This window comes from Aestuariivita sp., from assembly GCF_049276915.1.
Classification (GTDB): domain Bacteria; phylum Pseudomonadota; class Alphaproteobacteria; order Rhodobacterales; family Rhodobacteraceae; genus Aestuariivita.
In genome coordinates this window covers 14,639-28,491 of sequence record NZ_JBASXK010000009.1, presented here as the reverse complement: position 1 = coordinate 28,491, position 13,853 = coordinate 14,639, and the positions used below count along the sequence as shown (strand labels likewise).

Annotated in this window: 11 protein-coding genes; 9 read left to right on the top strand and 2 right to left on the bottom strand. The window is 61.1% G+C overall.

All coding sequences use genetic code 11. From position 1 onward, the window contains the following. The first annotated feature begins 918 nt into the window (after positions 1–918). Positions 919–2,130 (top strand): hydantoinase/carbamoylase family amidase, encoded by a 1,212-nt coding sequence (locus WAO69_RS00830; RefSeq protein ID WP_422175759.1) that lies wholly within the window; start codon positions 919–921, stop codon positions 2,128–2,130. Here the strand turns inward: WAO69_RS00830 and WAO69_RS00825 are convergent. Both WAO69_RS00825 and WAO69_RS00820 read right to left on the bottom strand, forming a co-directional pair. Beyond that, complete coding sequence (locus tag WAO69_RS00825) at positions 2,097–2,801, bottom strand: response regulator transcription factor (RefSeq protein ID WP_422175757.1); 705 nt, start codon at positions 2,799–2,801, stop codon at positions 2,097–2,099. The genes WAO69_RS00830 and WAO69_RS00825 overlap by 34 nt on opposite strands. Continuing rightward, positions 2,798–4,696: a PAS-domain containing protein gene (locus WAO69_RS00820; protein WP_422175755.1), complete on the bottom strand. Its 1,899-nt coding sequence runs from the start codon at positions 4,694–4,696 to the stop codon at positions 2,798–2,800. The genes WAO69_RS00825 and WAO69_RS00820 overlap by 4 nt, the downstream gene beginning before the upstream one ends. A 225-nt stretch (positions 4,697–4,921) precedes the next feature. Here WAO69_RS00820 and WAO69_RS00815 point away from each other — a divergent pair, with 225 nt between their 5' ends. The 8 genes from WAO69_RS00815 (at position 4,922) to WAO69_RS00780 (ending at position 13,832) form a co-directional block, all read left to right on the top strand. Then, the gene (locus WAO69_RS00815) at positions 4,922–6,892 is read left to right on the top strand and encodes an AMP-binding protein (RefSeq protein ID WP_422175753.1); all 1,971 of its coding nucleotides are present in this window, start codon (positions 4,922–4,924) and stop codon (positions 6,890–6,892) included. A 67-nt stretch (positions 6,893–6,959) separates the two neighbouring features. After that, positions 6,960–7,778, top strand: coding sequence for an ABC transporter ATP-binding protein (locus tag WAO69_RS00810; protein ID WP_422175751.1), 819 nt, complete (start codon positions 6,960–6,962; stop codon positions 7,776–7,778). An 83-nt stretch (positions 7,779–7,861) separates the two neighbouring features. Further along, entirely contained in the window at positions 7,862–8,866 is a 1,005-nt protein-coding gene (locus WAO69_RS00805) for a branched-chain amino acid ABC transporter permease (protein ID WP_422175749.1), read from the top strand. A gap of 73 nt (positions 8,867–8,939) precedes the next feature. Beyond that, the gene (locus tag WAO69_RS00800) at positions 8,940–9,197 is read left to right on the top strand and encodes a hypothetical protein (protein WP_422175747.1); all 258 of its coding nucleotides are present in this window, start codon (positions 8,940–8,942) and stop codon (positions 9,195–9,197) included. Continuing rightward, positions 9,197–10,273: a branched-chain amino acid ABC transporter permease gene (locus tag WAO69_RS00795; RefSeq protein WP_422175745.1), complete on the top strand. Its 1,077-nt coding sequence runs from the start codon at positions 9,197–9,199 to the stop codon at positions 10,271–10,273. The genes WAO69_RS00800 and WAO69_RS00795 overlap by 1 nt, the downstream gene beginning before the upstream one ends. Before the next feature lie 88 nt (positions 10,274–10,361). Then, entirely contained in the window at positions 10,362–11,645 is a 1,284-nt protein-coding gene (locus tag WAO69_RS00790; RefSeq protein WP_422175743.1) for an ABC transporter substrate-binding protein, read from the top strand. 83 nt (positions 11,646–11,728) lie between these two features. Further along, entirely contained in the window at positions 11,729–12,565 is an 837-nt protein-coding gene (locus tag WAO69_RS00785) for an ABC transporter ATP-binding protein (protein ID WP_422175741.1), read from the top strand. Between the two features lie 25 nt (positions 12,566–12,590). Beyond that, the gene (locus tag WAO69_RS00780) at positions 12,591–13,832 is read left to right on the top strand and encodes a phenylacetate--CoA ligase family protein (protein ID WP_422175739.1); all 1,242 of its coding nucleotides are present in this window, start codon (positions 12,591–12,593) and stop codon (positions 13,830–13,832) included. Positions 13,833–13,853: the final 21 nt, after the last annotated feature.

The following is a 13,853-nucleotide window of genomic DNA, read 5'->3' as shown; positions in this document are numbered from 1 at the left end:
GGGACCATCACCGAAGACTTGGTAGGCGACATGTACGTCTCCACTCTTCGCGTATCGAGTTGTTGGTTGCATCTCATCACCCGTTGGATTCTTTCTCGCACAGGAGTCGTGTATCAATGAGCCAACTGAAAAAACAGTACATCGTCTTCTCAACGCCACCTTGCGACAACGCACTATTTGTTGGGCGTAAACATATGAGACGAACGTGATCTCCTCCCAAATCTGCTATTGGTGCACGTCGCTGCGACTGGCATGAACTTCGCTGGCGTACTCGGGTACCGCCCACCCGCGCCGGAAAGCATCGTGCCGATAGACCAGAGGCCAACGATGCACCAACAATTGACCTGGACCACTCGATGGGGGCAGACCAGTTGGGCAGACGCAAACGTAAGCCCACTGACAAGAGGCGCTGGATACGGCGGCTGTGCGTGGATCAGGAGGTATTGACCGATTGCTGATAGTCTTTCTTTGCATCTATCATATCCCTGCCGGACCACGGGACCTCGAAAGGCTCAGCTATCTACAACCAAATGCTTCGCATGATCCGTAACCTTGTCTCATTGCTGCTCTTCGGACTTTCCGTTCTTTTCGGCTACCTGTATTATGGCCAATACTACAGGTGGCGTGACTGTTTTGATGAGGCAGGTCGCTGCTTCGATGCGCAGTATGGCGTCGTACATTTGGAGCAGTCTGGCATGACTTGGGCTGCCCTGACGGTGCTGACAGTTACGGTTGCGATCTTGTTGAGGTGGTTTGCGCGGGCCGGAAGGTGAGGCGCGAAGCGGATCTGTCTGCAACGGCAACTTCGTCCACCGAGCAGCCGTCAGTAAAAGCCACAACGAACCTGCGCTTCCCGTCCTTCCCTTTTGGCTGCTATACACGGGCGGTCTTCACCTTCCAAACGCGCGGCTTTATCCCATGATCAACCCTGACCGCTTCCTCAGTGACCTGCACCAGCTGCGCCAGTTCGGGGCGTCCGGTGTGGGCAAGGGGGTCGTGCGTCCGGCCTATTGCGAGGCTGACATGGCGGCGCGGCGCTGGTTGGCGGATCGGATGGCCGAGGCCGGGCTCAGCCCGCAGTTCGATGCGATGGGCAATCTCTTTGGCCTGCGTGACGGGGCCGGGTTGCTGCTTGGCTCGCATACGGACACCCAGCCTGAAGGCGGATGGCTGGATGGCGCGCTGGGGGTGATCGCGGCCCTTGAGGTGGCGCGCAGCAATCCGGGCGTCAGCGTGGTCAGCTTTCAGGATGAGGAGGGGCGCTTTGGCGCTCTGACCGGAAGTTCGGTGTTCAGCGGGGCCGTGGATCAGGCGCAGGCGGATCAGTTCGTGGCCAAGGATGGCATGTCTCTGGGCACCGCGCGGGCGGTGGTTCCCCGCGGGGAATGTTGGAATCAAAGGGAATTTTCCGCCTATATCGAGCTTCACATCGAACAGGGGCCGGTTCTGGACGCCAGCGACCAGCAGATCGGCGTGGTCACGGATATCGTCGGATCGCGGCAGCTCGAGATCACCTTCAGCGGCCAGCAGAACCATGCCGGCACCACTCCGATGCATGTGCGGCGCGATGCGTTTCAGGGGCTGTCGGCCTTCAACGCGGCCCTGAACGACCGGTTTCGCAACGTGGTCACGCCCGACACGGTCTGGACCATCGGCCATGTGACGCTTTCACCCAACGCTGCCTCGATCGTGCCGGGGCGGGTGTCGTTCTCGGTGCAATGGCGCGATGCGCAGGAGGATCGGCTGGCCCGTATGGAGCAGATCGTGCGCGATACGGCGGCCGAGATCGCCGCGGGTGCGGGACTGGGCATCAGCATCGAGGGGCTGCGCCATCTCAAGCCGGTGGCGATGGACCTGACCTTGCGCCGCGCGCTGGAAGAGGCTGCCCAAACGGTCAGCCCCGGTCGCTGGCGCCTGATGCCATCGGGCGCGCTGCATGATGCATCAAACGTGGCGCGGCTGATGCCGGTGGCGATGTTGTTCGTGCCCTCGATCGGCGGGATCAGCCACGATTTCGCCGAAGACACCGCCGAGGCGGATCTGGTCGCAGGTGTCGAGGTTCTGGCGCGCGCCGCCGCGCGGTTGACGCGAGAGCCTCAGCTCCAGTCCACATCCCCCAGAAAGATATAGCCCGCGCCATAGATCGTCTTGATCAGACGCGGGTTTTTCGGGTCTTCGCGCAGCTTGGTGCGCAGCCGTGAGATCCGCACATCCATGGCCCGGTCAAAGCTTTCTCCGGCGGCACCGCCCAGTGCTTCCTGCATCTGCTGGCGATTGATCAGCCGTTTCGGGCTTTCCAGGAACAGGCGCAGCACCTCGCCTTCCGCATGCGAGAACGGGGTCTCGCTGCCGGCCTCGTCTTCCAATGTGTAGCGGTCGAAATGGGCGGTCCAGCCATTGAAGCGCGCGGTGTCCCCGGCATGGGCGGCAATACGCGATCCGCCGCGCAGCCGGGCGCGGATGCGCGCCACGACTTCGGCGGGATCAAAGGGTTTGGTGATGTAATCATCCGCTCCAAGTTCCAGCCCCGTGACCCTGTCCTGCACCTGCGTGCGTCCCGAGATGATGATCACAGCAGCCCCCCGCTCAAGCGCAAGCCTGTGCACCAGCGCCAGACCATCGGTATCGGGCAGGGACAGATCGACAAGGCAGACATCCGGCGTCGTGCGGTTGAGCGAGGCCTCGAACTCGCGCGCGCGGCCAAAGCTCTGGGTGCGAAACCCGGCCTCTTCCAGCGCTTCGGTCAGCATCTGGCGAATGGCCGGTTCGTCATCAAGGATCGAGACCAGAGGCATGCTCATTGCGCAGCCTCGGGTCGCAACAAGGCCAGCAGGTCCGCAGCGCTCACGGGCTTTTGCAGGACCGGAACGCGCAGCGCCGCGGCGCGATGCAACGGATCTTGCGGGGGCAGGGAGGTCATCAGGATCATCGGGATATGGCTGTCCTGCATCCTCTCGATCAGGTCAAGCCCGGTGGCGCTGCCTTCCAGCCGAATGTCCGACAGGATCAGGCTGATCTCGGGCAGATCGGCGGCAAGGGCCACGGCTTCGTCAACCGAGGTGGCTTCGATCACCGAATGATCCAGCTGAACCAGAATCTCGCGGGTGGCGGCGCGCAGGGCGTCGTTGTCTTCCACCAGCAGGGTCAGCCCGCCGGTGATCGGCGGAGCCACGCGATAGGGCAGGCGCAGGGCGATGATGGCTCCCGTGGGCGTGTTTGACAGGCGCAGGTCGCCTCCGGCCAGCTTGACCATGTCATAGACCATGGGCAGACCAAGCCCCGAGCCTTCTCCGCCCTTGGTGGTAAAGAAAGGGTCTGTGCCCTGCTTGATCGCCGCCGGGGAAAATCCGGGGCCGGTGTCGCTGACCGATATCTCGATCCAGATGTCGTCAATGGCATGGGCGCTGATGGTGATCTGGCCCGCGGTGCCGCAGGCGTCGCGCGCATTCAGCACAAGGTTCAGCAACGCATCCTGCAACATGCCCGGATCCAGCATCAACGTGGTGTCCGGCGTGTGATCCAGAAGGCTCAGCCCCATTGCCTGCGGCAGCGCCGGTGTGGCCAGCGTCATGAGATCCCTCAGCACCTCATGCAGATCCGTCGCGCGCGGGCGATATGTCCGGTGGCCGGTCATGTCACCGATCCGGTTGAGCAACCGGCCGCCCCGCCGCGCCGCCGAGGTCGTGGCCGAGATCAGGCCCTGCGCTTCCTCGGGCAGATCCATGCGCGCCAGCTTGCTTTGCATGCCCAGAATGATGGTCAGCAGATTGGAAAAGTCATGCGCCACGCCGTTGATCATCTGCGCCGCCAGCGCCCGCCTGCGGGTTTGCTGCAGCGCCACGCGGGCCTGTGTTTCCTGGGTGATGTCCATGGACAGGATATAGACGCCCCCCGTGGCCCCCGGAGTAAAGGCCGCGCGGATGCGGCGCGAGCTTTCGACATCGGTAAACTCGAACACCGAGGGGCTGCCCTCGTAGGCCCGGGCCAGATGCGGCGCGATACGCTCGTAGGCCGTAGGGCCAAGCGCGTCGGAGATATGCAGCCCGGTGATCTCGGAGGGGCGACCGGGCATGATGGTGCCAAGGCGGCGGTTGGAAAACGTATAGATCCCGTCTTCGTCCACATGCGAGATATGGGCGGGCATCATCTCGGTCGTCAGGCGCGTGCGCGCTTCGGCCTCGGTCAGCTGGCGCTTGGTCTCTTCCAGCGCGGTGATCGTGGCGGCCAATTGGCGGTTGGTGGCGGACAGTTCCTCGGCATGGGCGATAAGCTGGTCGCTCAGTTCCGCCGAGCGCGCCCGCAGCAGCTGTTCGGATTGTTTGGCGCGGGTGATATCGGTATAGACCGTCACCCAGCCGCCCTGGGGAAGCGGAGACCCCTCGACCGAAATGGTGCGGCCATTCGCGCGGGTGCGCTCCATGTAATGGGGTTCGAAGGCGCGGGCCTGTTCGACGCGGATCGCAACGAAGGCCTCGATGTCATGCACTTGGCCATATTCGCCATTGGTCGCGAGATAGCGGATCGTGTCCTGGAACCGTGCACCGGTCTGCACCAGCTCATCGGGCAGATCGAACATCTCCTTGAAGGGGCGGTTGCCCACGACCAGACGCAAATCACGGTCATAGATCGACAGGGCCTGAGCGATCAGGTTCAGACCGGCTGTGGTAAACGCGCGTGTGTCGTGAACCGATTGCACGATGTGCTCCTCCCCGCGTTCATTGCTAGCATCGGCGCGGGGCGGGGCAAAGGGGCTATGCGCCCCTCCCTCAGATCGCGCTGCGTGCAGTAACAATTCGTAAGGATTGGGAAAACATCAGGAAAAAGTTGACGACCACCGTGTCAGCAAGTTCCCTAGGGAACAGAATCGCTCAAGCGATCAAGACCCGGTGCCGTTCGGCCCCGGTGTGGGAGGAGACAAGTTTTGGCGAATACGCACTCTGGCGTCGGAGGACATCTGTCCATTCCGGCCCTTCTTCATCGCAATGCCACCCAATTCGGGGAGGCACCTGCGTATCGTGAAAAAGAGTTCGGCATCTGGCAGGGCTGGAGCTGGGCCGAAACCGAAAAAGAAATCGAAGCCCTGGCGCTGGGCCTGTTGAACCTGGGCGTTCAGGAAGGCGATTTCATCGCGATCATCGGGCGCAACCGTCCCTATCTGTACTGGTCGATGGTGGCGGCGCAATCCGTGGGCGCGGTTCCGGTTCCTTTGTATCAGGACGCGGTGGCCGAAGAGATGGCCTATGTTCTGGGTCATTGCGGCGCGCGGTTCGTGATCGTCAGCGATCAGGAGCAGGTCGACAAGGTCATCGAGGTCCAGGACCAGCTGCATCAGTTCGAGCATATGATTTACCTCGATCCGCGCGGCTTGCGAAAATACGACCACAGTCATCTGCATCAGTTCAGCCACGTGCAGGAGCAGGGCCGCGCCGCCCGTGACGAGTTTATCAATGAGCTGAATGCGCGCCGCGAAAAGCTGGATTACGACAGCATCTGCGTGATGCTCTATACGTCTGGCACCACGGGCAAGCCCAAGGGCGTTGTGCTGTCCAATCGCAATGTGATCGAGACCGCCAAATCCTCGTCCGAGTTCGACGGGCTGAAGCGTGAAGATGACATTCTTGCCTATCTGCCCATGGCCTGGGTCGGCGATTTCATCTTTTCGGTCGGCCAGGCCTATTGGACGGGGTTCTGCGTGAACTGCCCCGAAAGCGCCGAGACAATGATGACGGACCTGCGCGAAATCGGACCGTCCTATTATTTCGCACCGCCCCGGGTGTTCGAGACCCAGCTGACCAATGTGATGATCCGCATGGAAGACGCCAGCCGCATGAAGAAATGGCTGTTTGACGTCTTCATGGCCCATGCGCGCAAGGTTGGTCCGGCGATTCTGGATGGCAAACCCGTCAGCGGGATGGATCGGTTCAAATACTGGCTGGGCAATATCTTTGTCTATGGTCCGCTGAAGAACACGCTTGGGTTTTCCAAGGTTCGCGTCGGATACACGGCCGGTGAAGCGATCGGCCCGGAGATCTTTGATTTCTACCGCTCGCTGGGGATCAACCTCAAGCAGCTCTATGGTCAGACCGAGGCCACGGTGTTCATCACCGCCCAGCCGGATGGGCAGGTGCGCTCGGACACGGTGGGCGTGACCTTCCCGGGCGTCGAGTTGAAGATCGCCGAGAATGGCGAGGTCTATTATCGCTCGCCCGGTGTCTTCGTGGAGTATTACAAGAACGCGGAAAGCACAGCCGACACCAAGGATGCCGAAGGCTGGGTGGCCACGGGTGACGCGGGTTTCATCGAGCCCGACACCGGGCATCTGCGCATCATCGACCGGGCCAAGGACGTGGGCCAGATGGCCGATGGCAGTTTGTTTGCGCCCAAGTACGTTGAAAACAAACTGAAATTCTTCCCCAACATTCTGGAAGTCGTTCTGTTCGGCAATGGGCGCTCGGAATGTGTGGCCTTTATCAACATCGACCTGACGGCAGTCGGCAACTGGGCCGAGCGCAACAACATCTCGTATTCCTCCTATCAGGAACTGGCCGGGCATCCGCAGGTGATGGCCGCCATTCAGGACAATGTCGAAGAGGTGAACCGTTCGGTTGCGCAGGACGAGATGCTGTCGGGCTGCCAGGTGCATCGCTTTGTGGTGCTGCACAAGGAACTGGATGCCGATGACGGTGAGCTGACACGCACCCGCAAGGTGCGCCGCCGGATCATCGAAGAGAAATACGCCGATCTGATCGCGGCTTTGTATGACGGATCCAGGCAGGTCTCGACCAGGACCGAAGTGACCTATGAGGATGGTCGCAAGGGCTATATCAGCGCGACGCTGGAAATCCGGGATGCGGCGGTCAGCGCGGTTGGAACGAAGATGGCTGCGGAATGATGGATCGTGCACGAGGGTCCATCCGTTTGGACATCCGTATTTTGAGCAAGAAGAAGGGCTGGAGCTGATGCTGGATCAGACGGAAGGCTATACCACCGCCGACGGGCGCCAGATTGGCGGCGTGGTGATGGAGATGAAGAACATCACGCTGCGCTTTGGCGGGGTGGTGGCGATCAAGGATATTTCGTTTGATATCCGCGAGGGCGAGATCCGGGCGATCATCGGGCCGAACGGGGCGGGCAAGTCTTCAATGCTCAATGTGATCTCGGGGTTTTACAATCCGCAGGAGGGTGAGGTCTGGTATCGCGGGCAGAGACGGCCTGCGATGAAGCCCTATCAGGTGGCCCAGCAGGGGATCGCGCGGACATTTCAGAACATCGCCCTGTTCGAGGGGATGACGGTCCTGGACAATGTCATGACCGGGCGTCTGACCAAGATGGACAACAATATATTCCGTCAGGCGATCTGGAAGGGTCGGGCGGAACGCGAAGAGGTCGAGAACCGCGAGAAGGCTGAGCGGATCATAGATTTCCTTGAAATTCAAAGCATTAGGAAGACACCGGTTGCGCGTCTGCCCTATGGTCTGAAGAAGCGTGTTGAGTTGGCGCGGGCGTTGGTGAGCGAGCCGAGCCTGTTGCTTCTGGATGAGCCGATGGCGGGGATGAACGTCGAGGAAAAAGAGGACATGAGCCGCTTTATCCTGGATGTGAACGATGAATTCGGCACCACGATCGCGCTGATCGAGCATGACATGAGCGTGGTCATGGACCTGTCCGACCGCGTCGTGGTCATGGATTACGGCAAGAAGATCGGGGATGGCACACCTGAGGAGGTGCGCAAGAACCAGGATGTGATCGACGCTTATCTGGGGGTGGCACATGACTGATCCGACCCCGGTTTGCGCCATGCACAGCCCGTACACATCGCGTACACAGATCGTACATACGCGCCCAGTCACAGGAGCGAACAATGCCTGACCAGCTTATCTTTGCGATGGAAGTCATTCTGAACGGTCTGATGGCCGGGGTGATGTATGCGCTGGTTGCCCTGGGCTTCGTGCTGATCTTCAAGGCCTCGGGCATCTTCAACTTTGCCCAGGGGGTGATGGCGCTGTTTGCGGCGATGACCTTCGTGGGCATCCAGAACGGGCAGGTGCCGTTCTCGCATCTGATCAATGCGATCTTCGGCACGCAGATCCATTACTTTGGCTGGGAGTTGCATTCTCTCATCGCGATCTTGTTGACGGTGGTGGTGATGATCGCCCTGGCCTGCGCGGTGCAGTATTTCATCTTCCGGCATCTGGTGGGTCAGGAGCCGATCATCCTGTTCATGGCCACCATTGGCCTGGCCTATCTGCTGGAAGGTGTCGCAGACCTGATGTGGGGCGCGGATATCAAGAAGCTGGACTTCTGCCTGACCGACGGCACCTGCCTGCCGCAGGGGATCAACGACACGATCGACCGGGTGACCTTCGATATCTTCGGCTATGGGTTCTTCATCGACAATCTGGATATCACCGCGACCATCGTGGCGATCATCCTTGTCGCCATCCTTGTGGCCTTCAGCCAGTACACCAAACAGGGTCGCGCGATGCGCGCGGTGGCCGACGACCACCAGGCGGCGCTGAGCGTGGGCGTCTCGCTCAACTATATCTGGATTCTCGTCTGGTCGGTCGCGGGCTTCGTGGCGCTGGTCGCGGGCATCATGTGGGGGGCGAAGCTGGGGGTTCAGTTCTCGCTCTCGCTGATCGCGCTCAAGGCGCTGCCGGTTCTGATGCTGGGCGGCTTTACCTCGATCCCGGGCGCCATTGTCGGCGGTCTGATCATCGGGGTGGGTGAGAAGCTGTTCGAGTTCGCCATTGGTCCGATGATCGGCGGGGCTACGGAAAACTGGTTCGCCTATGTGCTTGCGCTGATCTTTCTTGTCTTCAGACCGCAGGGTCTGTTCGGCGAGAAGATCATCGAGAGGGTGTAGCCGTGACGATGAACAGGCAGATGCACAAGACAGCCCCTTGGGTGGTGTCGCATGACGGCCGCAGGAGCGCGGCATGAGCAAGCTGATTGCCATCCTCAACGTGATTGCCTGGGGCGGGTTCTGGGCCTTTGGTTATCTCGCGCTGAGCGCCGGGGTGGATCAGACCGGCCAGATGGTGACGGCCGCCCTTTTGGCCGCACTGGGCGGGGCGGTGGGCCTGTGGGCCTATCTGCGGCTGGTGCGCGCGTCCGAGGTCTCGGGCTATGCCAAACCGGCAAACCGGGCCCGGCCCGGCCATGAAGACAATGATATCAACGGGGAGAAAGCCTGATGTTCTATCGTGAGGCTGGAGATTTCAAAACCTCCTATGTGGCAGATAACCAGACTTTCCCGATCGCCTTTGACCGGTATCGGTACTACGCGGTTCTGGCGATTGCCTTCATCGCGGTGCCGTTTTTGGTGAATGATTACTGGGTGAACGCCATCCTGGTGCCGTTCCTGATCTATTCCATCGCCGCCATTGGCCTGAATATCCTGACGGGCTATTGCGGCCAGGTGTCCCTGGGCACGGGCGGGTTCATGGCCGTGGGGGCCTATGCCTGTTACAAGCTGATGACCGGGTTTCCGGATGTGAATATCGTCATTCACATCATCCTTGCGGGCGGGATCACCGCTGCTGTCGGGACGCTGTTCGGTCTGCCCAGTTTGCGCATCAAGGGATTTTACCTTGCGGTGGCGACGCTGGCGGCACAGTTCTTCCTGGTCTGGCTGTTCAACCGGGTCTCGTGGTTTTACAACTATTCCGCCTCTGGTCAGATCAACGCGCCCGAGCGGACCGTGTTCGGTGTTGCGGTGACCGGTCCCGGTGTCGAACCCTGGGCGATGTACATGATCTGCCTGGTGTTCACCTTTGTCTGCGCGGTGATCGCGCGCAACCTGACGCGGGGCACATTGGGGCGCAGCTGGATGGCCATTCGCGATATGGACATCGCCGCCGAGATCATCGGGGTGAACCCGCTGAAAGCCAAGTTGACGGCATTCGCGGTCAGTTCCTTCTTCGTGGGGATTTCGGGTGCCTTGTTCTTTGCCGTCTACCTGGGCGCGGTCGAGGTGGGCGAGGCCTTCGGTATTCAGAAATCCTTTATCGTGCTGTTCATGATCATCATCGGCGGGCTGGGGTCGATCTTTGGCTCGTTCGCAGGGGCGGCGCTGCTGGTGGTTCTGCCGGTGTTCCTGAAATTGCTGGGCGTCGATCTGCTGGGCTTTCCCACCGATATCATGGCGCATTTCCAGCTGGTGATCGTGGGCCTGCTGATCATCTTGTTCCTGGTGCTTGAACCGCATGGCCTGGCGCAATTGTGGCGGGTGGCCAAGGAGAAGCTTCGGCTGTGGCCCTTCCCGCATTGATAAGAACGCGGCGGGGTTGAAACCCGCCCTGTAAAACGCCCGAAAGGGTAAACGACGTCGGACTAACACCAAAGGGAGGAATGACCCGATGAAACTGAAACTAACCGCGATGGCGCTGAGTGCGCTGATGGCCGCAGGCCCTGCGATGGCGGACCTTGTGTTCCCGTCGCTTTCGTATCGCACCGGACCGTTTGCGGCCGGAGGCATCCCGTTTGCAGATGGCTATGCCGATTACTTCACGCTGCTGAACGAGCGTGACGGTGGCATCGGCGGCGTGATGACGCGCGTGATCGAATGCGAAACCGCATATAACACGGAAAAAGGGGTGGAGTGCTATGAATCCACCAAGGGCGAGGGCGCGTTGATCTATCAGCCGCTGTCGACCGGGATCACCTATCAGATCATTCCCAAGGCTACCGTGGACGATATTCCGATCCACACCATGGGCTATGGCCGCACCTCGGCCAAGAACGGCGATGTGTTCAGCCATGTGTTCAACTATCCCGCCAACTATTGGGACGGGGCATCGGGTGTTGTGAACTATCTGCTTGAGACCAACAACAACGATATCTCGGGCAAGAAGCTTGCTCTGGTCTATCACAACTCGGCCTTTGGCAAGGAGCCGATCCGGACATTGGAAGAGCTGTCCAAGAAGCATGGTTTCGAGCTGATGCTGTTGCCGGTGGATCACCCCGGTCAGGAGCAGAAATCCCAGTGGCTGCAGATCCGCCGTGACAAGCCGGATTTCGTGACCATGTGGGGATGGGGCGTGATGAACCAGGTTGCCATCCAGGAAGCCGCCAACATCCGCTTCCCGATGGAGAATTTCATCGGTGTCTGGTGGTCGGGTGCACAGCATGACGTGCTGCCTGCCGGCGATGCGGCCGATGGTTACAAGGCGATCACCTTCCACGCGGTTGGCAACGATTTCCCGATCTTCGATGACATCCAGAAATATGTTGTCGATACGGGCAAAGCAGCCGGTGCGGGCGATCAGATCGGTACGGTTCTTTACAACCGTGGCGTCTATGCGGCGATGCTGGCAGCCGAGGCTGTGCGCAATGCGCAGGTCGCGACCGGCAATGCGGACGTGTCTTCGGGCGACGTGCGCGACGCGATGGAGAGCCTGGAAATCACCCAGGCGCGGATGGCCGAGCTGGGCATGCCGAATTTCGGCCCGAGCTTTACCGTGACCTGTGAAAACCATGGCGGCGACGGTCTTGTCGGTGTGGCCCAGTGGAATGCGTCCTCCAAGACGTGGTCGCTGGTGTCGGACTTCAAACCGACCGATGCCGAGGTGATCGACGTGTTGGTCCAGGAAGATTCGGCGGCCTATGCCGCGGAAAACAACATCGCATCGAACTGCAACTGATGCTGTGACATCTCCGGTCGCCCCCGTGTCGGGGCGGCCGGATCCTGATCCGAATTCTGACCCAGACGAGAGTGAAATCGCCCATGCTGGACGTTAAACCTACCACCGACACGCAGGTTGAGACCCTTCTGGAGGTCAGCAATATCGAGGTGATCTACAACCACGTCATCCTCGTGCTGAAGGGCGTGAGCCTCAAGGTGCCCAAGGGCGGCATCACCGCGCTTCTGGGGGGCAATGGCGCGGGCAAGACGACGACGCTCAAGGCGGTGTCGAACCTGCTGCATTCCGAACGCGGCGAGGTGACCAAGGGCTCGATCCGGTATCGTGGCGAGCCGGTGCATAATTCCGATCCTGCCGAGCTGGTGAAGAAAGGTGTCATTCAGGTCATGGAGGGGCGGCATTGTTTCGAGCACCTCACGGTCGAGGAAAACCTGATGACCGGTGCCTATACGCGCCGCGATGGCAAGGCCGAGATCCAGAGGGATCTGGAGCTGGTCTATACCTATTTCCCGCGCCTCAAGGAGCGGCGCAAGAGCCAGGCGGGCTATACCTCGGGCGGCGAACAGCAGATGACGGCGATCGGCCGCGCGCTGATGTCGCGCCCCGAGACCATTTTGCTGGATGAGCCGTCCATGGGACTGGCGCCGCAGCTGGTCGAAGAGATCTTCGGCATCGTCAAGAACCTCAACGAGACCGAGGGCGTGACCTTTCTTCTGGCCGAACAGAACACCAACGTGGCGCTGCGCTTTGCGCATTACGGATACATCCTGGAATCCGGCCGTGTCGTCATGGACGGGCCCGCCAAGGAATTGCGCGAGAACCAGGACGTGAAGGAATTTTACCTCGGCATGTCCGATGAGGGACGCAAGAGCTTCCGCGATGTCCGCAGCTATCGGCGCCGCAAGAGATGGCTGAGCTGACGGGATTCGCGATGAGGATTTGGAGATGAGAGGCGACGAGACCGATATGGATGCGCATTTCGACGCTTTGGAAACCCGCTCGGCCGATGAGCGTGCCGCCGATCTGGCGCAGCGCCTGCCCGCGCAGGTCGCGCGGGCGCGCTCGGTAGCCGGGTATCGCGAGTTGCTGGCGGATGTCGACGCCGGCGGGGTTGTCGATGCTGCGGCTCTGGCCGCGCTGCCGGTACTGCGAAAATCCGAATTGAGCCGCGCGCAGGGCGCCCATCCGCCCTTTGGCGGCTTCACGGTGAAACCGGCCAGCGGGTTTGCCCATATCTTTCAGTCGCCCGGTCCGATCTATGAGCCCGGCGGAATTGAGCATGACTGGTGGCGCATGGGCCGGTTCCTGCATGCGGTAGGGATCGGCGCGGGCGATGTGGTGCAGAACTGCTTTGGCTATCACCTCACGCCGGCGGGCATGATCTTTGAATCCGGCGCGCGGGCGGTGGGCGCGACCGTGCTGCCTGCGGGCACCGGGCAGACCGAACTGCAGGTGACGGCGGCGCGCGATGTGGGCGCCACGGCCTATACCGGCACGCCGGACTATCTGAAGGTCATTCTGGACAAGGCCGATGAGATGGGCGTCGCCCTGGGCTTTACCAAGGCCGCGGTCGGGGGCGGGGCGCTGTTTCCGTCCCTGCGCCAGCATTACGTCGATCGCGGGATCACCTGCCTGCAAAGCTATGCCACGGCCGATCTGGGCAATATCGCCTATGAAAGCGCGGCCATGGAGGGGATGATCGTGGACGAGCATGTGATCGTCGAGATCGTCACCCCCGGCACCGGCGATCCGGTGGCACCGGGCGAAGTGGGCGAAGTGGTGGTCACCACGCTGAATGCCGATTACCCGCTGATCCGTTTCGCCACCGGCGATCTGAGCGCCGTCATGGCCGGGCAAAGCCCCTGCGGGCGCACCAATATGCGCATCAAGGGCTGGATGGGCCGCGCCGATCAGACCACCAAGATCAAGGGCATGTTCGTGCGCCCCGAACAGGTTGCCGCGCTGGTTGCGCGCCATGACGAGATCGTCAAGGCGCGCGTCGTGGCCAGCCGCGACGGCGAGATGGATATCATGACCGTCTATATCGAGGCAGAATCGGGCGATCCGGTGGCCTATGCGACCTCGGTCGTCGATGTTCTCAAGCTCAAGGGTGCTGTGGAAGTGGTGGCGCCGGGCTCTCTGCCCAAGGACGGGCTGGTGATCGAGGATCAGCGCAGCTACGACTGAGCGCGGCCTGCGCTGATGTGG

What these genes read in the sequence shown, in the direction of transcription:
- WAO69_RS00780 (WP_422175739.1), top strand. Translation starts at nt 12,591, where the DNA reads ATGAGAGGCGACGAGACCGATATGGATGCGCATTTCGACGCTTTGGAA.
- WAO69_RS00795 (WP_422175745.1), top strand. Translation starts at nt 9,197, where the DNA reads ATGTTCTATCGTGAGGCTGGAGATTTCAAAACCTCCTATGTGGCAGAT.
- WAO69_RS00790 (WP_422175743.1), top strand. Translation starts at nt 10,362, where the DNA reads ATGAAACTGAAACTAACCGCGATGGCGCTGAGTGCGCTGATGGCCGCA.
- WAO69_RS00800 (WP_422175747.1), top strand. Translation starts at nt 8,940, where the DNA reads ATGAGCAAGCTGATTGCCATCCTCAACGTGATTGCCTGGGGCGGGTTC.
- WAO69_RS00830 (WP_422175759.1), top strand. Translation starts at nt 919, where the DNA reads ATGATCAACCCTGACCGCTTCCTCAGTGACCTGCACCAGCTGCGCCAG.
- WAO69_RS00810 (WP_422175751.1), top strand. Translation starts at nt 6,960, where the DNA reads ATGCTGGATCAGACGGAAGGCTATACCACCGCCGACGGGCGCCAGATT.
- WAO69_RS00825 (WP_422175757.1), bottom strand. Translation starts at nt 2,801, where the DNA reads ATGAGCATGCCTCTGGTCTCGATCCTTGATGACGAACCGGCCATTCGC.
- WAO69_RS00785 (WP_422175741.1), top strand. Translation starts at nt 11,729, where the DNA reads ATGCTGGACGTTAAACCTACCACCGACACGCAGGTTGAGACCCTTCTG.
- WAO69_RS00805 (WP_422175749.1), top strand. Translation starts at nt 7,862, where the DNA reads ATGCCTGACCAGCTTATCTTTGCGATGGAAGTCATTCTGAACGGTCTG.